Raw genomic sequence first — 17,150 nt, 5'->3', positions numbered from 1 at the left:
CCCATGGGGATTGGGCGTTCTGGTCTTGCGATACGTGACGGTGCGCTTGTTCTAGGCCAAACCGCGCCGAATGGCGGTGCCCGGTCGCAGATCGACCTGTTCGAGGTGCTGGCCGACGCGTATCTGCGGGGGGTTCACGATGTCGTTGTGATTGAGAACAGCGAGGGCGGTGGCCTGCCCGACGATCTGCACCGGTTCAATGCCTTGCTGGCGGCACGCGGAATGGGGCGACTACACGTGCGGACCGCGGCTGGTGGCACGAAACTGGCGCGCAAGGCGCAGGCGATACTGGACGAGCAACACATGGTTGGCGGGCGTCGCGCCATGCTCGGGCTTCAACCGGATAGAGGCGAGCCCCCTGAAGGTGGTGCGCTCGCCAGATTGCAGGCGATGGCGGCCGATGGCGACGGGGTGATTTTTGCCTCTGTCCCAGTGATCGATCCGGAGCGCTGTACCGGTTGCGATGCCTGTTTGCGGGTCTGCCCACACGACGCACTGACCCAGATCAAGGACGAGACCGGAGCGAGCCGTTATACGTCTGCGCCTTCGACATGCGATGCTTGTGGGGTGTGCGGAGATGTTTGTTCTTTTTCTGCAATCAGACTCGAGGCGATGGCGAAAAAACCAGACGATATTCCTTTGGTCAGCTGGACCTGCACGGCCTGCGGGGTGAATGTGCATGCGCCCGAACGCGGGGGCCGGCGCACCGGTCAATGCCACATTTGCGAAAATAACAACGTTCACCGGAAACTGTTTCAGGTTCTTCCATGAACGAAGAAGTCGCACGGTGGTGCGGGGTGCGGCACTGGATCAGGGGCAGCCTGCAGCGGCAACTCGCAGTGGTTGCCGCGCTGCTGATCCTGGTCGCCTCAGGCATCTTTCTTTTGGTGGTGACCCAGCAATACAAATCCTCGATCCTGCGGGTGCAGGAACAGGCGTCGATGAATGTGAACCTGCTTTTGCAGTCCGCCTTGGAAAACGCGATGATCAAGCGCGATCTCGAAGGGCTTCAGGATATCGTCGCCCGCTTGGGGGCACAGGACAATGTGACCGGTGTGATGATTGCCAACCCGCAGGGTGAAATTCGGTTTTCATCCTATCCCGACCAGGTGTTCAAAACCCTGAGCGACGACGCCTTCTCCCGGGCCCGCCGTACCGGAGAGCGCCAGGCTGGGTTCAGGGAGCTCGACACAGGCGAACAGGTGCTGCGCAGCATCAACCCGGTCCGCAACAAGCCGCGCTGCAAGGAATGCCACGGTGCTGCGTTGGAGCATCCGATCAACGGGCTTCTGATCGTGGATTATGACGCGTCGAACGTGGGTGACTTCGTGTGGCGCGGGGCCTTGATGCTTGCCGGTTTGGGGATCGCGGTGCTGGTGTTTCTCGAGGCGGGGCTTTGGTTGGCGATCTACCGGCTGATCCTGACGCGGCTCAACCGGCTGGCCGCGACGACAAGGGCATTGGCTGCCGGCGATCTGAGTGTCCGGACCGGGGCCGACGGCGCCGACGAACTGGCGCAGTTGGGCGCCGGGTTCGACGAAATGGCCACCCGGCTGGAAACTAACGTCGAAGACTTGCGCACGGCGCAGGTGGCCCTGCAAACCCTGATCGACGCCATCCCTGACGGCGTGCGTGTGATCGACCAAGATTTCCAGATTGTCATGGCCAACAATGCCTATTGCAGGCAAATCGGGGCAGATGCCGAAACTATCGAGGGGCAATTGTGCTATGCCTCCAGCCACAAGCGAGATCGGCCTTGCGTGCCGACGCTGGTGTGTTGTCCCGTCGAGCAGGTTTTGCGGCAGGGGCAGTCGGGATTGACGTGCGGGCACACCCACGTCGATGCTGAAGGGACGGACCTGTCCGTTGAAATTTCGGCCGCCGCCGTGACCTTGCGGATTGACGGTCGCGATCAGCGTTGCGTCGTCGAATCCATCCGCGACATGGAAAGCGACCTATCGATTTCGCAAAAGCAGCGGTTGGCGGAAATGGGCAGTCTGGCGGCCGGAATTGCGCATGAGGTGCACAATCCGCTGTCGTCGATCAGCCTGGTCCTAAAATCGCTTAAATCCCAAGACACTCTTTCAGAGGAAATGAAGCAACTAGTGCAGATTGCGGAAACTGAGATCGGCAATTGCCAATCGATCACCGAAAGCCTGTTGCGCCTTTCGGCCTTGCCGCAGGGCGAACAGGAGCTGGTCGATATGGCGCCGGTCATTCATGATACGGCTTCGTTGCTGAACTTTGAGGCCAAGCAGGCAGGTGTGGCAATCGTCAAGACTATTGACGGGCGCCCCAGGGTTCTGGCCCGCGACAGCGATATCCGAAACCTGGTTTTCAACCTGGCGCTCAACGCCATTCATGCGATGCCAAGTGGTGGCGAACTCCGGTTCGTGTGCCGCGCAGAAGACGAGCGGGTTCGACTTGAGGTGATCGATACCGGGGTGGGTATATCGAGGCGCGACCAAGCTAAGATATTGCTTCCGTTCTGGACAAGACGGGCCGATGGTAGCCGTGGCCGGGGTTTGGGACTTGCCATTTGTTCGTCAATCGTCAAACACCTTGGCGGCAGCCTCACATTCACGTCACAGGTTGGCGTTGGAACCCGTTTCACAGTCGATTTGCCGAATGCTGGTGAGGGCTCTGCATGAACAAGACCACGCCCAAGAAAATCCTTCTCGTCGAGGACGATCAAAGCCTGAACAAGCTGTTGGTGAACCAGCTGGAGAAACTGGGATTCAACGTTGCCTCGGTTTTGACCGGCCAGGATGCGCGGGCGTTTCTCGAGAGTGCCACGCCTGACCTGGTCCTACTCGATCTGCGCCTTCCTGACTGCAACGGTCTTGATTTGATGATCGAAGTCCTTCCACGCGCGCCGGTGATCACGATGACCGCGTACGGCGCCGTAGATCAGGCGGTGAAGGCGGTGCGAACCGGCGCCAGTGACTATCTGGTCAAGCCGGTTGGTTACGACGTGCTGGAACTGGCAGTGGAACGCGCCTTCGAGACCGCCGAGTTGAAGCGCGACGTCGCTTATTGGCAGTCGCAGGCGCGGCGGGCGGCGGGCAGTGCTTTGGTTGGCGACAGCCCGAACATGGCCGAGATGCGGCATTTGATCGAGCTTTACTCCGCCGCCGGCCCCACGGTCCTGATCGAGGGCGAATCCGGCACCGGGAAGGAATTGGTTGCCCGCTCGATCCACGAGGCCAGCGATCGCGCCGCTGGCCGTTTCGTTCCGATCGACTGTGATCCAAACCAGGAAAACAGCCTGATGTCAGAGCTTTTCGGCCACGAACAGGGCGCTTTCCCGGGCGCAGAAAGCAAGCGGCAAGGCATGTTTGAATTCGCTGATCAGGGAACAGTTTTTCTCAGCGACATCGCCGAGGTGTCCCAGGCGATGCAAAGCCGCATTCTGCGCGTTCTCGAAACCGGCAAATTCCGGCGCTTAGGCGGGGCCGAAGACGTTTCGACCAATGTGCGGATACTCCTGGGGACAAGCCACAATCTTCACGATCTGGTCGAGGAGGGACACTTTCGCTCCGAGCTCTATTTTCGGCTGAGCGCTTTCCGAATCGTGGTGCCTGCCCTACGCGACCGTGGCAGGGATGTGATCATGCTTGCGCAGCACTTTCTGGACAGCCGCAGCTTCCAGCGCGGGGCCGACAAAACGCTGGCACCGGAAACCCTGGATGCGCTGATTGGGTATGATTGGCCCGGCAATGTCCGGGAATTGCGAAATGCAATTGAACGCGGTGTGATCGTTTCCGGCGCCTCAGAGCTTATCGTTCCGCAGCACGTATCGTTCGGCGCGGGGATGTCGAGCGACGCGAAGGGATTGGAGGGAGACGAGGTGGCTCTTCTGTTTTCGGAAGAACCGACATTGGAGCATCTGCGCACGGCGTATTTGCGATTTCTATTGGAGCGGCACAACGGAAACCGGAGAAAAGTCGCAAAGATTCTCGGTATCAGTGAGCGCAATACGTACCGATTGATTTCGCGACTTACTTCTGACGCCACTTAGCCGCCACGGGCTAACCGTTGGACCGAAACGCGACCTGACCAGGTTTTTTCGACGTCGGCAGTTTCACGGCCACACCAGACCCCCATGACTGAAAAAGGCCGAATGACTGTCACTCCGCCAATTCGCAGCATCCGGTGCCTTGGGCTCTGACCGGTCATGCGGCCACGAGCCGTCGGCCAAGACACTCGCTGGCGTTGCTCCCGGCCCAAACTTGCCGTTGACTACCTGCTCGATCGCTGCGGCGCAGCTTCCCCGAAACGGACCTTCGAAGGACGTCGCAGCGTTTGTGTCAGGCCTATGACTATTGAGCGGGACCAACCGGCCATTTGCCCGTGCAGCGAATTCATGCTGTCGGTGCGAATTCTGCGGAGCTGGCTTCGGCTCGCGTTGTTCGGCAATGCACAAAGTTTCCCAACACTTGACATGCAAGCCGGCTATGTTCGGATTGCCGAGCTGAGGTGGCCTTTTTGAACACGCCCAGACAGGTTTCAGGAAAGAGCAATTTCGACTATGGGATTAACCGGGTGTGGGTGCGTCACCATGCCTTGGGAGAACGCCTGCGGCGAGGACGAGTTCGTCGTTTGCGCCGCATGGACCGCATGATCGGAGGCGCCCCAAGCCGAGAATGTGTTTGAGGTGCGCGAAGAGCATCTCGACTTTCTTCCGGAGCTTCATCGCGATGTCATACTGTCGGGTCTTGGCGATGTCGCGGGCGACTTGCGGGCGTCCGCGTTTGGGCAACATTTGGCTTTGGACAGGCACGCTTGGCAGACGCATTTCAATGCCCGTTAGTGGGCCGTGACTTTACCAGTCACCTCTCTGTTCGGTTCCCGCTCAATGCGGAAATTGAATCAGCGAGTTGGGCGTCAATCGAGCACGAGGTTTTCAACCGAACAAGCCCAAAGCAGACCGAACCGCTCGCGTGAACGGCCCAGCGCTGCCACAGGTGGTGTCGATCGGCCCCGGATCGCGCACGTCCGTGATTGGCGGCATGTCAGGTCCCCCCCAATGTTAAGGTTCCTAGTGCCGACTGCCTGTGCTCGACCGATATGACCGGTCTATTCCGGCGCAATGAGGTCGCGGAGATGGTCGCGGTAGAGCGTTTCGACGCCGTCCCTATTCAGGTGATCTGTATCGAAATAGAGAGCCGGATCCCGAAGCACCTGGCTCAGATCATGCAGCGGGATGCCGCGAGAGTTCAGTCGTGCGCGCAGAGACGCGTCGAACCCGGCCTCATCTGGCAAGGCGTCCAGGAAGGCGTTCGGCACCGGCAGTTTGATGACCATTACCTTGACACCTTCCGCGATTGCCAAATCAAAGAGCCTATCGAGGGTGTCCAGATAGTATTCGACGATATCCGCACGGAGTGCGCCTTCAGGGTACAGGTAAGAGATACGCGCCGCCACCGCATGGCGCGAAGGACGGAAGCGGCGATCGAAATTTGCGGCGCCGCGCCAGCCCTCCTGCGGAAATCTGTTGACTGGGTTGAGTTTGGAGAACCCGGTCAGGTAGTCGAGCAAGCCCTTCAGCCCCGCCTCATAGCGAAACGACAGGTCCGCCAGGATACGCGCCGTGGAAAGGCGCAGCGGAGTCTGGCGCAAGAGCGCGCGGTCGCTGATCCGGGCCTGGTTCCATTCCTCGTCACCGAAGGCAAAGGAATCGATCACGTAGACCAGGTGTTTCACATCAAGATCGAGGAGCGCCTGTTCGAGAACAAAGCGGTTGTAGAGTGGGCCCGCCCCTGTTTCGGCAAGAACCATCATCGATTGGCCGGTATCCTGCTGCAATCGCGCGGGCACGTCACCGTAGTCGAGCGGAAGCGCATGCGAGGCCCCGAGGACCAGCCAATCCACCCGCGCCCCCCGCGCGGCGAGTAATTTTTGAAACGCGGTCTCTGTCCCGGCCCGCCCCACACTGCGCTCGGCGATTACGACGGCGAAGACGTAGAGGACAAGAAACACGCCTGCAAAAGCCAGCAGCGATCTGACTGGTGTTTTGGTGGCGGGGCGAAGGGATGTGTCCATGACGGGGTGCTCAGAATTGCATGTAAACGAAGGTTTCGCTCTGCCACCGGCCCAGCAACAGAAGCAGGAAGAGGCAGGCATAAACGGCACTCCACCGGACCGGCCGCGGCAGGCGGGCCAGGCGGCGCCATACCGGGCGCCGTTCATCGAACAGCTCGATGACGAGAAGGCCCAGGATCAAGCTGGCAAGGAAGACGTGTTCGGCCGTAAAAGGATAGCGAAGAAGCAGAGCAGGCACCTCTGGCAATGCGGCCCAGACCCGCGTCAGTACTGTCCAACCATCGCCGAGCGACCCGGCGCGGAAAAAGACCCAGCTGATCAGTATCAGGTGAAAGACGAGGAGTGATGCACCGACCCGCCCGACGATACGTGTAACGCGGCCCGTGACTCGACGGCGGAGCGCGTCTCCGACCGGGGAGATCGCCCGCTCGCCCCACAGATAGGCGCCGTTCAGTGCGCCCCAGATCACAAATCCCCAACCGACGCCATAGCCGAGCCCTGCGTGCCAAAGCCCGCTGATCAGAAAGACGACCATGATATTGAGATAGAGCCGTATGCACCCCTTCCGGTTACCGCCGAGCGGAATGTAGAGATAGTCGCGGAACCAACGTGCCAGCGAAATGTGCCAGCGGCCTGACCAGAAATCGGCCATCGAGCGGGCGAAGTACGGGCGGCGGAAATTTTCGGCCAACCGAATCCCGAACAGGAACGACACACCGCGGGCGATGTCGGTGTAGCCGGAGAAATCGCAATAGATCTGAAAGGCGAAGAAATAGGTCGCGATGATCAATTCCATCGGCACCGCATAGGCAGGGATCGCATAGGTTCGGTCGACGAAGGGGGCGAGGTTGTCGGCGACCACAACCTTCTTGACGAGCCCCCAGAGGATCAGTTGCACACCCAATGTGAACAGGACGATGTGGGCGGATCTGTTGCGCTGGAGTTCTGACAGGAAATCCCCCGTCCGCGTGATCGGGCCAGCGAGGATTTTCGGGAACCACGCGAGGTAGAGCGTATCCCGGAACACATGTGGCCTTGCGTCGGCCACGCGATAGCGGTCGATCAGCAGGCTCGCGGCCATGAAGGTGTAGAAGGACAACCCTGCGGGCGACGAAAGGCCGAGCGTGGGAAGGCCGGGCATTGCCTCGGCCACCGCATCGTAGAATTTCAGCAAGACGAGCAGGCCGATGACGGAGAAGAGACCCAGCGTCAATGCCAGCCGCCTGGCCCGAACCGTTCGCGCCCGCGCCATGGCCTCGCCCGCCGCAAGCGTCAACACCGCAACGACGGCAAGATAGCTCAGGTTCTCAAGTCCGAAACTGCCATAGAAGACCAGGCTTGCCAGCATCAGCCACCAAAGCCGGAACCGTGCCGGAAGGGTCCAGAAGAGCAAGACCGCCAGCGGTAGGAACAGCAGGAATTCAAGCGATGTGAACAGCATCGGTCGCCTCCTGTCGCCACTCGCTGGCCGGGATCAGTAAGACGCACCCCCGGCACGCAGGGCGGGCGGCACGAGGTCGATCGGGATCCCGGCATTGATGACAAGATAGTCGGCCAGCGCCTCGCGTTCGGCTGCGGTGGTCTTGACCTCGACATGGCTGGGCGAATTCTGGGTGCGAAGCCAGGCTTCGCGCGTCCTGTCCTGGGTGATGACGACCGTGATGATGTGGCAGGACTGGCAAAGCTCCAACGCCATGTCGCGCCCGTCCCGCGGCAGCTCGCCGCCCGGATCAAGCGGCGCGTTCGCCGCCAGGTAGTGAGCGAGCGTGTCGGTCTGCCAGTCGTCCAGCGCGCCAAGAGCCAGAGACCCTGATTTCGCTGCATCGAGCGTCGCGCGCCAAGTGGCGGGATCGCCGCCGGATTCAGCGATGCTGGCGGCCAGGTCCGGTTGCAGGCCTTCTTCGCGGATCGTTTCCAGCAGGGTCCGCCCGCCTGCGGGGATGAAGTCAAAGATATCATCGTCGCCCTGTCCGTTTGCCGGACCAAGGACGGAGAAAAAAAACAGCGCGGACATCGCAATGCTCAGAACGATCAGCCTTTTCATCTTCTTTTCCTCCCGATCGAGCGGCGCTCAGGGACTATCAGAACCGCAACTCCGGCGGGACATCGTCGAAACGCAGGGGCATGTTGATAGCGGAATAGCGGGCAAAGGTGTCCCGCTCGACCTCGGTCATCGGGATCTCCAGGTGGAACGGTGACTTGAACGTGCTTTTCCAGCCGATTTCGTCGCGATCATGCATCAGATAGCCTGAGAACAGCGAATGACAGTATTGGCATTGCGCAATCGCCAAGTCCTTTCCATCTTGGGGCAGCAGCGCGGCATCGCCGCTCTCGGCGAGGGCTTGCAGGACGTCCTCGCTGACAGGCAGGTTTAGCTCGGCATAGCCCGCGAAGGTAACGATTGCCTTTTCGTCCAGTTCGCTTTCCTGCAGCAGGGCCCAAGCTTGCCAGTCCTCGGCGCTCTTGTCCCACGCGGCAACCTCGGCCAGCGTTTCGGCGTCGACCTGGCCGAGAAGGTCGAGCAGCGCCCCGCGACCGCCTGGCGGCATGAAGTCGAACTGGTCACCTTGCGCCAGCACTCCAGAAACCGCCACCAGTATCGCCGGAACGCCGAGGATCGGAATGTAGCGTCTAGTCTTGCCCATCTTTTCTCTCCGCCGTGTGGCCGGACCCTGTCGCGGTGAAGGTAAAGACCGGCACCGTCATCGTACGCGTCGCTTTGTCTGCCGAGAAGCCGGCGCCGCGCATAAGATCAAGCTGCATCGCGGTCTGGTCCTCGTAGTACTGCTCGCCGCAGTTTTGGCAGACCAGTGCCGGGATGTCATCGACGACAATAAGCCGCTCGCCTTCCCAGAACGCGGTTTTTATGTCCTGGCGGGCCAAAGCGCCGCCGGAACACGCTGCACACCCGGCCTGCTCTGCGGCCGTCCGGGTAGCAGAAGCCGCGTGCGGCTCCTGCGGTTTGGTTTGCGGATCGCGCTCAGACAAGGGCACGGGCCGCTGCTGCGATATGTTCGGCATTCGGACGCATCCACAGGAACATCTCGGGCGAAGCCGGCGGCGGCGCGTCGGGGAAGGCAACGCGCTTGTAGCGTGCCCCATCGACGTTTTCGGCAACCCGCGCAATCACTTCCGCACCGGGACAGAGCGTGTAGTAGGACTGGTCGACCGTCAGCAGGCGTTTGGTCTTGGCGACCGAATTCACCAGTGTTTCAGTGTCCATTTCCTTGAGAACACGCAGGTCGATCACCTCGACGCTCATGCCTTCGCCGGTCAGAACCTCGGCAGCTTCCAGAACCCCGGGCATGCCCCCACCGGAACTGACGATCGTGAGATCGCTGCCCTCTTGCCGGACCGCAGCCTTGTCAAGCGGCACTTCGTACTGCTCGTCCGGCACCTCTTCGGTCAGCGTGCGCAGACCTGCAGGATAGAGGTACACGACCGGATCCGGCGACCGGAGCGCCGACACCATCATGCCCTTGGCATCGTAGGGCGTCGACGGGATGACCGTGCGCACACCGGGAATATGGGCGTAATAAGTGTCCTCCTCGTAACAGGAATGCTGCCCGGCGAAACCCGGCGTCTGGCCGGTCATCTCGATGATCCAAACCACCGGCATCGATGCCTTGCCGCCGGTCATGTGCCGCAGTTTGCCTGCAACGTTCTGGATCACCTCGAACGGGATAAGCGCGCCCTGATAGGGGATGTACGTCGCCGACCGCGATCCGGCGAGGCCGGCGCCCAGCACGGCCGAGGCCATCCAGTTCTCGTCGATGCCGGTATTCACAACGCGTTTCCGGCCGAACTCGGTCTCGAGGTTGATGACTGGCTTGCCGGGGTTCGACGCCACCGGCGGGGTCAATTCGAAGATCCATGTCATCGCCGGATCTTCACGCATTTCGTACTGCACGGCCTCCAGGACCGAGTACATCCAGCTCTTCTGTGCCATCTGTCTTTCCTTTCAATTGGGGGCCTGCGCCTCAGCCGAATTGGCGGGCGGCAACGGTGCCTTCTGCGAAGACGTGCTTCAATCCGTCCTCGGGCGAGCAAAGCGGCTGTTCACTGGCCCAGGCGAAGGCAGTCTCTATCTCTGCTTTGATCTCGGCCTCCATCTCCAGCGCCCGTGGTTCATCCAGCACGCCCCAGTTCACCAGGATATTCCGCGCGATATCGACAGGATCGCGTTGCATCCAGGCCCGAACCTCGCGTTCGGGGCGGAACGAGGTGATCGCAAGCGGATCATATCCGAAAGCGCCCAGTTCCCCGGCCTTGGCGCCCGGAGCGCCCCAATGGTTGTAGTAGCGATAGGTCTTGGCCTCGATGAAGCTTGGACCGCCGCCGGCACGGGCCCGGTCCACCGCTTCTTTCGCGGCGTTGTAGACTTGCAGGACGTCCTGACCATCCACCACCCGCGCCGGGATGCCGTAAGCCGCGGCAGCATCGGCGATATCAGTATGCGGGCAGGAATAGGAATAGTGTGCATACTGGTGGTAGAGGTTGTTTTCACAGACATAGATCAGCGGCAGATCCAGCAGCTTGGCGTTGTTCAGCGTCGAATGGAAATGTGGCGCGGCATAGTTGCCATCGCCGGCGAACACCACCGCCACCTGGTCCGATCCGCGCGCCCGGAAAGCGAACGCCGAGCCCGAGGCGATCACCGGTGCCGGCCCGATCATCCCGTCGGCGCCGATAAACCCGACCGCGGGATCAGACAGGTGCATCTCGGCCGCGTATCCGCCGTTCAGCCCGGTCGCCCTGAAATCGTTTTCCGCGCACATCTTGGGAATGTCCACGCCCTTCGCGATGGCGTGACCCGATGGCCGGTGCGAGGAATAAACCAGGTCGATCTGCTCAAATGGCCCATCGTTGCGAAGCGTCGCGCAGACACCGGTCGCCACGGCTTCCTGCCCCGCATAGAAGTGGTTGTAGCCGCGATAGTCTGGATTGGTCAGCATCTGGTCGGCCTGAGTGCGCTCGTGCCACCGGATCTTCAGGATCGTCCGGTACATCTCGATGAGCTTGTCGTCGGACAGATCCTTGGCGTAGTAGCCGATATCGCCATTGGCCAGGACCCGCCGCCCGGAAACGGTCGCCACGGCTCCCGTAACCGCCGCTAGTTTCAGGAACCCGCGCCTGGATTCCGATACCAATTCGTCGTCCTGTTCGGACGACCCAACCTTTGGATTCACTTCATAATTCATCATTTCTCCTCCCGTGGTGAAAACGTAGCCAGCCATAAGAAATGGATCAGGCACAGCATTGATGGCAGTCCTGATTTGGCGGTGAAAAACACCTCCCGAATTGGGAATTCGGTCAACTCTTTGAATACAATTTAAAAGGTATCCGGTTGTCGAGGGGCTGCCTTGATCCAGATCAGTTCACGTTGAGCAGGGCTGGAGTTCGGCGGATTGCCGCCTAAAGCCTAAATACGCGACCACGTCGCTGCGAAAACCGGCGGGCTTACTGCAGTCATCCGCAGATGATTGTGCAAAGGAAACAGATAGCTACATGCTTGTCCCGTGCGGTTGATACCCGTTCACAACCGATATGGCATTGCGCTGCGTCGAGCCACGCTTTTGCGGCCGTCGCCGTCGATGTTTCCGGCCCAGATGCGCGCGGCCTTGGCTTCCTGCTCTGGGACGCGCTGTTGCATGTCGATGCGCTCAAGGCTGACAGCCAGGCGTTGGCGGCGACGGCAGAAGAGCATTTGGGAGGGCGTGCGACCGCAGGTGAATGATGGCTTTGAGCCCGAAGCACAGGCCCTTATTGGGCACCGCCCGGGCCAACCGCTGTTGAGCCCAGGCCAAACATTCAAAAGGCTAAACGCGAGGACCAACAACCTCCATGGGGGAAGCCAGATGAACCAACAGCCGGAACCTTCCGTCAGCTGGCCTTACGGCGCCTCCGCATCCAGCCCAATGCACCGATCCCCACGGCCAACAATGGAAATGTTGCAGGAATGGGAACTGCAGAGATTGTGTAAGACCATTGATTGGGGTTTGAGCTACCAGTGGTGGTACCAGAACTCTGACTCCAACCCCACCATGATCCCGAAAAGGCTCCAACGGTATAACCCGACACATCCGCGACAGCTGTGACTGTATCGAAGCTTACACTGGCAAAGTTAAAAGTGACGCCCGAAAAGCTCAGAATTTCACCGATGCTGAGCAAACCGTTCCCATCATTGTCGTCAAACACGATTGAAAAGTCAGTGACATCAGTAATTCCAGGCTTGATAGTTGCATCAAGCTGCAGCGTGGCCGCCGACGCACTCACCGGCACAACCAAAGCAACTGCGCAAAGCACCAAATTTCGGATTTTCATTAGCTTGTCCCCCCCCCGGAGATACAAAATCTACCATAACAAGCGTCTCTGTTTCGCGACAACCTGTCAAGGAAACAATCGTTTCTGAATCAAGAACATTTCGACAAGTGGCGAAGCCTGAGCGTCTTTTGTATCGCGTCAGATGTCGTGGCAAAGGGCAGGACACTGTTTCTAATCAGGGACTTAAGCTTTCGGTGAGCGTGCCGGATTGCATAAAAATTTGGCACGCAACCTATGGTTTACTCACTGTATCCAGTCTCTTTTCTACCGACGTTCCCCAAGTTGAACGCCATCTCACTGATCTTGACGCCACTTTGCGCACGATCACGCCTCTTGGCCGCGCCGAACCAATGTCTGGGAGACTGGCGGGTGAGTTGATAGCGATTTCTGGTGTCGGTTGCGCGGTAGGCAAGGCTGATCAGCCCCACCTGTTTGGTCCGCTCAGCCGTCATTGCCGTGACGAAAATGCTGCAGGATGCACGAACGGGAGGAATGCGAAAGCTGTACCGCGGCGCACGGACTGAACGCCAACGGCGGGTCTGGGCCGGAAGCGGCGTTACATAAGTGCAGGATTTCGAAACAGGGGCAGTACTGAGTTGTACTTTTTGTGCTATTGGTAGATTTCTTTAGAAAACAAAAACTCTTAAACAAGAAGTAACGCATTTAGTTAGGAAGATTTCCGTTCCGCCACAACATAACTCATTTGAACGCTCACGGGCGTTGCAGCGCTTCAAGGGAATGCGGCGTTGACGGAAATTCGTCGCCGTCCAATCTTCTGTCTTTAAGCACTTCAACCAGGATCGCGGTCTCTCCACACGAGACCACCTCAAGCAAAACCGTACAGTCGCTCTAGCCAAGTGGCGTGGACTCTGCGCGGCATATCGGTCAGTGCTACTGTCCCGGCCGAGGCCGGTTCGCATGCGTCTGACAGCACATTTCACGCGTCGGGGCGGGAAGCAGACTTAACCCGCCGGGGTCGCGAGCATGGTTTCCACCAATATCTGCACGCGTAGTGCTTCTTCGGGCGTCGCCAGGCGGTGGGCTTTTCCTGCCATGCACAACAGCAGATCGTCGAGTTGGGCGTTAAGGCTGGCCACTCGCGGATCGTCGGGGCGCGGACCAAATTCGGTGAAGGGACCGCCATCCGAGATCGCGTCGACATAGAAATCGGTGATGCGGCGGCTGGCGGCGCTGCCTTTGATGGTCAACTCCTGGCGGTCGGGCTGGGCACCGCCGACGCTGGCCATGATCGTCACAGGCCGGCCGTCCGCGGCTTCGAGCCGAGCCAGCAGATGGGTTTCGCATAGTGCCGGATCGTCGGGATAGAAGGGCCGGGCCCAGACAACCGACAGCGGGCCGAGAATGCGCTCGGAGAAGAACAGGAAATGCGAGATCACCTCGCGCGTCATGCCGCCTTCGGCGCGAAACCGCAGCCAGTCGGCGGCCTTCTGCCAGGCGCGCGGCCAGGCTCCGTAGGTCACCACGATGTCGGCTCCAACAACGGTACCGAGCGCACCGCTGCGCGCCGCGTCGCTGACGCCAGTCATCGCGGCTCCTGCGGCCTGGGTGAAATTGACGGCGGCCGGCACGCCGAAGCCGGACAGCCGTGCCACGAGGTCCTGGCTTTCGGCGACATCGACCCCAAGCGGCTTTTCCAGAAAAACCGCCTTGCCCGCAGCGGCGGCCGCCAGTGCATAGGCTTTGCGCGGAACCGGCGGGCAGGCGAGATAGACCAGATCCGCAGCAGCGATGGCCGCATCGGCACCCGGGGCGATGACCGCCGTAGGCGCGAGCGCCTGCGCCTCGGTGCAGGCCTGCGGGTCCGGATCCCAAAGTGCGACAGGGACATAGCCGTCATGTGCCGCCATCCTTTGCACCATGCGCCCGCCCATGATGCCCAGCCCGATGATCGCTGTTTTCACGGCCATGTTCACATCTCCCTTACTGCGCCGTTCCGTCCAGAAGCGCGGTTTCCATCATCATGTGTACGCCTTTGTTGCCGTTGACCGTCTGGGTAATCCGCAGATCGCCAGCCAGCGAACACAGCATGTAGGCATCTTCCCGACTGATCCCGGCGCGGGCGGTGATCCAGCCGATCATGTCGCGTAGGGCCATTTCAACGCAACGGTCAAGGTCCTCGTGCATCCCCATGGTGATGAGATGCGTCGGTGTCTCGGCCCGCGGGAAAGAAAGGTCAAGATCGTCGCGCAAACTCAAGCGGAAGTGACCGGTGAGTGCGGTTTCGATGGCGGTGACGCAGACCTCGCCGTCGCCCTGGGCCGCATGTCCGTCGCCGCAGGAAAACAGAGCGCCTTGATTGAAGATCGGCAGGTAAAGCGTTGTGCCCGCGACCAGTTCTTTGTTGTCAATATTGCCGCCATGGGCGCGCGGCTGGATCGACGAGATGCGCCCCCAGTTCGGCGGCGGAGCAACGCCCATCACCCCGAAAAAGGGCCGCAGCGGCAAGGTGAGCCCCCAGGACAGCCGGGCGACGTTTGCGTCGAGGTCGAGCGGGATCGTCTCGACGCGGCCAGTCTGGAAGTCTTCCGGCAGGGTGCCGGCCAGCGGCCGGATCAAGTTCCAGCCCCAGTCCTGGCGCAAGGCAATGTCGAGGATCTCGACGGCGAGCACGCCGCCGGGCGCCGCGCCGCGCACGGCGACTGGGCCGGTCAGGATATGGCCCGGCAGCATGCGTTCGGAGCGGGCGTGAATGTCGAAAAGCTCCGGTGGGACATGAAACCCGCCTCCGGTGGGCGGCAGGTGATCGGGGCCGCCCGACACGGTTTCGATAACGATCTCGGCGCCGCTGTCGATTTCTGCCACCGGCGCAAGGCTGGCGTCGAGATAGCCCCAGGCACAGGTTTCGGGGCTGGCTGTTACAGTGGTAGGCATTAGGATATCTCCGGTCGGCGCGGACTTGAGGTAAAGGCTAGGCCAGCCATCGCCGGGGTGCAATCTCGGCCCGTTTGGCGGGGGCGTAACGTCACGGAACTTAGCTTGTCATTCGCTGGAAAAGCAGCTTTGTTGCGTCAAAATTCGGGGAGAGGGGCCGTGCGGTCCACCCGCTGGGTGCAGCGCCGGTAGAAGAAGAATGATTGAAACAGCTTTGGGCCTGAGAGGCGGCTTCACGGCGCCGCATCGGGTCGCCACGAAGGTCGGCGCAGACGTTCTCGATGCAGGGGGGAGCGCCATCGAGGCGATGGTGGCCGCCGCCGCCACGATCGCGGTGGTCTATCCGCATATGAACGGGATCGGCGGCGATGGGTTCTGGCTGATCCATCGCAAAGACCAGGCGCCAGTGGCGATTTCGGCTTGCGGGCCGGCTGCGGGGCTGGCAACGCCGGACTGGTATGCGAAGCAAGGCTACGCGACGTCGATCCCGGCGCGCGGCGCTTTGGCAGCTCTGACCGTGCCGGGCACGGTGTCCGGCTGGCAGGCGGCGCTGGAATTGGTCGATGCGACCCGTCGCATGCCCTTGGCCGATCTGCTCGGCCCGGCCATAGCTCTGGCCAAGGACGGCGTGGCGGTGACACGCAACCAGTCAGTGACCACGGCGGAGAAGATCGACGGGCTTCGGGACGTGCCGGGCTTTGCCGATATCTATCTTGCCCGGGGCGCGGCCCCCGTGCCGGGCACGATCCTCAAGCAGGACGCGTTGGGCGACACGCTGGCGACGATCGCTGCGAACGGTCCCGAGAGCTTTTACCGGGGCGATGTCGCCCGCGCCCACGCACGTTTTCTGGAGCAGCAGGGCAGCCCTTTGCGGCTGGCGGATTTCGACTCCTATGTCGCCGAACTGCAACTGCCGTTGACTGTGACCACGTCGCACGGACAGCTTTTCAACATGGGGCCACCGACCCAGGGCATGTCGGCTCTTGCCATCCTCGGCGTCTTCGACCGGCTCGGCGTGACCGAGGGCGAAGGCTTTGACCACCTTCATGGGCTCGTCGAGGCGACCAAGCAGGCGTTTATCATCCGCAATGCCGAACTGGGGGATCCGAACGCGATGCGGGCGCCGGCGCAGGACTTCCTGACCGACACTGAGTTTGACCGTATGGCCGCGGCGATCGACCGCAAGACTGCACTGCCCTGGCCGCACGTGGCCAAACAGGGTGATACGATCTGGATGGGGGCGGCGGATCGTGACGGCACCGTCGTCAGTTTCATCCAGAGCGTTTTCTGGGAGTTCGGCAGCGGCCTCACATGCCCCGAGACCGGGGTGGTGTTCCAGAACCGCGGTGCCGGGTTCTCGCTTTCCGAAGGGCCCAACCGGCTTGCCCCGGGCCGGCGGCCCTTCCACACATTGAACCCGGCGCTGGCGGTGCTCGATGACGGGCGCGTCATGGCCTATGGCACGATGGGCGGTGAAGGCCAACCGCAGACCCAGGCGGCGGTCTTCACGCGTCATGTCCAGTTCGGGATGCCGCTGCAGCAGGCGGTGAGCGCACCGCGCTGGCTTCTGGGCAAGACCTGGGGTGACAACACCACCAGCCTCAAGCTGGAGGAGTCGTTCGATCCGGCGCTGGTCGAGGGGTTGCGGGCCGCGGGGCACGAGGTGGAACTCACTCCCGCCTTCTCCAGTCTGATGGGCCATGCCGGGGCTATCGTCCGCCACCCTGACGGACGACTCGAGGCGGCGAGCGATCCGCGCTCGGACGGTCTCGGCTATGCTGTCTGAAACCGGATCGGAGGGTCTGGGACCGAGGGCTAAAGGATGAGCCGAATCAAATCTGGTCTGATCGCCGGATATCCAGCCGAGCCTCCGGCAATCGGCGCGCCGG

General features: G+C 61.1%; 14 protein-coding genes and 1 pseudogene. 4 read left to right on the top strand and 11 right to left on the bottom strand.

Translation table 11 applies throughout. The features are described 5' to 3' along the window. Positions 1-3 precede the first annotated feature (3 nt). Genes NO357_RS03295 through NO357_RS03285 form a run of 3 tightly spaced genes read left to right on the top strand, consistent with a single transcriptional unit; the run spans position 4 to position 4,021 of the window. Positions 4-771: a 4Fe-4S dicluster domain-containing protein gene (locus NO357_RS03295; RefSeq protein ID WP_306734185.1), complete on the top strand. Its 768-nt coding sequence runs from the start codon at positions 4-6 to the stop codon at positions 769-771. Further along, positions 768-2,651, top strand: a complete 1,884-nt coding sequence (locus tag NO357_RS03290; RefSeq protein WP_306734184.1) for a sensor histidine kinase — start codon at positions 768-770, stop codon at positions 2,649-2,651. The genes NO357_RS03295 and NO357_RS03290 overlap by 4 nt, the downstream gene beginning before the upstream one ends. Continuing rightward, positions 2,648-4,021: a sigma-54-dependent transcriptional regulator gene (locus NO357_RS03285; RefSeq protein ID WP_306734183.1), complete on the top strand. Its 1,374-nt coding sequence runs from the start codon at positions 2,648-2,650 to the stop codon at positions 4,019-4,021. Before NO357_RS03290 ends, NO357_RS03285 begins: the two co-directional genes overlap by 4 nt. 558 nt (positions 4,022-4,579) lie before the next feature. On the opposite strand, the pseudogene NO357_RS21405 reads toward NO357_RS03285, so the two are convergent. The 11 genes and pseudogenes from NO357_RS21405 to NO357_RS03230 all read right to left on the bottom strand — a co-directional run. After that, positions 4,580-4,851, bottom strand: a pseudogene (locus NO357_RS21405) (IS5/IS1182 family transposase); the annotation flags it as partial. 228 nt (positions 4,852-5,079) lie between these two features. Continuing rightward, positions 5,080-6,045 carry a hypothetical protein gene (locus NO357_RS03275; RefSeq protein WP_306734182.1) on the bottom strand — a complete coding sequence of 322 codons (966 nt, stop codon included), beginning with the start codon at positions 6,043-6,045 and terminating at the stop codon, positions 5,080-5,082. A 10-nt stretch (positions 6,046-6,055) separates the two neighbouring features. After that, positions 6,056-7,486 (bottom strand): MBOAT family O-acyltransferase, encoded by a 1,431-nt coding sequence (locus NO357_RS03270; RefSeq protein ID WP_306734181.1) that lies wholly within the window; start codon positions 7,484-7,486, stop codon positions 6,056-6,058. A 33-nt stretch (positions 7,487-7,519) separates the two neighbouring features. Then, positions 7,520-8,089, bottom strand: a complete 570-nt coding sequence (locus tag NO357_RS03265; protein WP_306734180.1) for a hypothetical protein — start codon at positions 8,087-8,089, stop codon at positions 7,520-7,522. 37 nt (positions 8,090-8,126) lie between these two features. Further along, positions 8,127-8,690 (bottom strand): hypothetical protein, encoded by a 564-nt coding sequence (locus NO357_RS03260; protein ID WP_306734179.1) that lies wholly within the window; start codon positions 8,688-8,690, stop codon positions 8,127-8,129. Continuing rightward, positions 8,677-9,066, bottom strand: coding sequence for a type II toxin-antitoxin system MqsA family antitoxin (locus NO357_RS03255; RefSeq protein WP_306734178.1), 390 nt, complete (start codon positions 9,064-9,066; stop codon positions 8,677-8,679). The genes NO357_RS03260 and NO357_RS03255 overlap by 14 nt, the downstream gene beginning before the upstream one ends. Then, positions 9,026-9,994, bottom strand: coding sequence for an alpha-ketoacid dehydrogenase subunit beta (locus NO357_RS03250; protein ID WP_306734177.1), 969 nt, complete (start codon positions 9,992-9,994; stop codon positions 9,026-9,028). The genes NO357_RS03255 and NO357_RS03250 overlap by 41 nt, the downstream gene beginning before the upstream one ends. A gap of 31 nt (positions 9,995-10,025) precedes the next feature. Continuing rightward, positions 10,026-11,246, bottom strand: a complete 1,221-nt coding sequence (locus NO357_RS03245; protein ID WP_306734176.1) for a thiamine pyrophosphate-dependent dehydrogenase E1 component subunit alpha — start codon at positions 11,244-11,246, stop codon at positions 10,026-10,028. 682 nt (positions 11,247-11,928) lie between these two features. After that, positions 11,929-12,369 carry a VPLPA-CTERM sorting domain-containing protein gene (locus NO357_RS03240; protein ID WP_306734175.1) on the bottom strand — a complete coding sequence of 147 codons (441 nt, stop codon included), beginning with the start codon at positions 12,367-12,369 and terminating at the stop codon, positions 11,929-11,931. A 962-nt stretch (positions 12,370-13,331) separates the two neighbouring features. Beyond that, positions 13,332-14,297 (bottom strand): Gfo/Idh/MocA family protein, encoded by a 966-nt coding sequence (locus NO357_RS03235; RefSeq protein WP_306734174.1) that lies wholly within the window; start codon positions 14,295-14,297, stop codon positions 13,332-13,334. A 13-nt stretch (positions 14,298-14,310) separates the two neighbouring features. Next, a complete protein-coding gene (locus NO357_RS03230; protein WP_306734173.1) occupies positions 14,311-15,261 on the bottom strand; it encodes an acetamidase/formamidase family protein in 951 nt (316 codons plus the stop codon). 199 nt (positions 15,262-15,460) lie between these two features. Here NO357_RS03230 and NO357_RS03225 point away from each other — a divergent pair, with 199 nt between their 5' ends. Beyond that, positions 15,461-17,047: a gamma-glutamyltransferase family protein gene (locus NO357_RS03225; protein WP_306734172.1), complete on the top strand. Its 1,587-nt coding sequence runs from the start codon at positions 15,461-15,463 to the stop codon at positions 17,045-17,047. Positions 17,048-17,150: the final 103 nt, after the last annotated feature.

The organism is Marimonas arenosa (assembly GCF_030848945.1).
In the GTDB taxonomy this organism is placed as follows: domain Bacteria; phylum Pseudomonadota; class Alphaproteobacteria; order Rhodobacterales; family Rhodobacteraceae; genus Marimonas; species Marimonas arenosa.
Note: the sequence above shows the minus strand (reverse complement) of the source record. Positions and strands in the feature narration are given on the sequence as shown.

Bases quoted from the DNA above. Each gene is read 5' to 3' on its own strand.
- NO357_RS03270 (WP_306734181.1), bottom strand. From the start codon at position 7,486: ATGCTGTTCACATCGCTTGAATTCCTGCTGTTCCTACCGCTGGCGGTC.
- NO357_RS03225 (WP_306734172.1), top strand. From the start codon at position 15,461: ATGATTGAAACAGCTTTGGGCCTGAGAGGCGGCTTCACGGCGCCGCAT.
- NO357_RS03290 (WP_306734184.1), top strand. From the start codon at position 768: ATGAACGAAGAAGTCGCACGGTGGTGCGGGGTGCGGCACTGGATCAGG.
- NO357_RS03255 (WP_306734178.1), bottom strand. From the start codon at position 9,066: ATGCCGAACATATCGCAGCAGCGGCCCGTGCCCTTGTCTGAGCGCGAT.
- NO357_RS03240 (WP_306734175.1), bottom strand. From the start codon at position 12,369: ATGAAAATCCGAAATTTGGTGCTTTGCGCAGTTGCTTTGGTTGTGCCG.
- NO357_RS03285 (WP_306734183.1), top strand. From the start codon at position 2,648: ATGAACAAGACCACGCCCAAGAAAATCCTTCTCGTCGAGGACGATCAA.
- NO357_RS03230 (WP_306734173.1), bottom strand. From the start codon at position 15,261: ATGCCTACCACTGTAACAGCCAGCCCCGAAACCTGTGCCTGGGGCTAT.
- NO357_RS03295 (WP_306734185.1), top strand. From the start codon at position 4: ATGGGGATTGGGCGTTCTGGTCTTGCGATACGTGACGGTGCGCTTGTT.
- NO357_RS03235 (WP_306734174.1), bottom strand. From the start codon at position 14,297: ATGGCCGTGAAAACAGCGATCATCGGGCTGGGCATCATGGGCGGGCGC.
- NO357_RS03245 (WP_306734176.1), bottom strand. From the start codon at position 11,246: ATGAATTATGAAGTGAATCCAAAGGTTGGGTCGTCCGAACAGGACGAC.
- NO357_RS03265 (WP_306734180.1), bottom strand. From the start codon at position 8,089: ATGAAAAGGCTGATCGTTCTGAGCATTGCGATGTCCGCGCTGTTTTTT.
- NO357_RS03250 (WP_306734177.1), bottom strand. From the start codon at position 9,994: ATGGCACAGAAGAGCTGGATGTACTCGGTCCTGGAGGCCGTGCAGTAC.
- NO357_RS03260 (WP_306734179.1), bottom strand. From the start codon at position 8,690: ATGGGCAAGACTAGACGCTACATTCCGATCCTCGGCGTTCCGGCGATA.
- NO357_RS03275 (WP_306734182.1), bottom strand. From the start codon at position 6,045: ATGGACACATCCCTTCGCCCCGCCACCAAAACACCAGTCAGATCGCTG.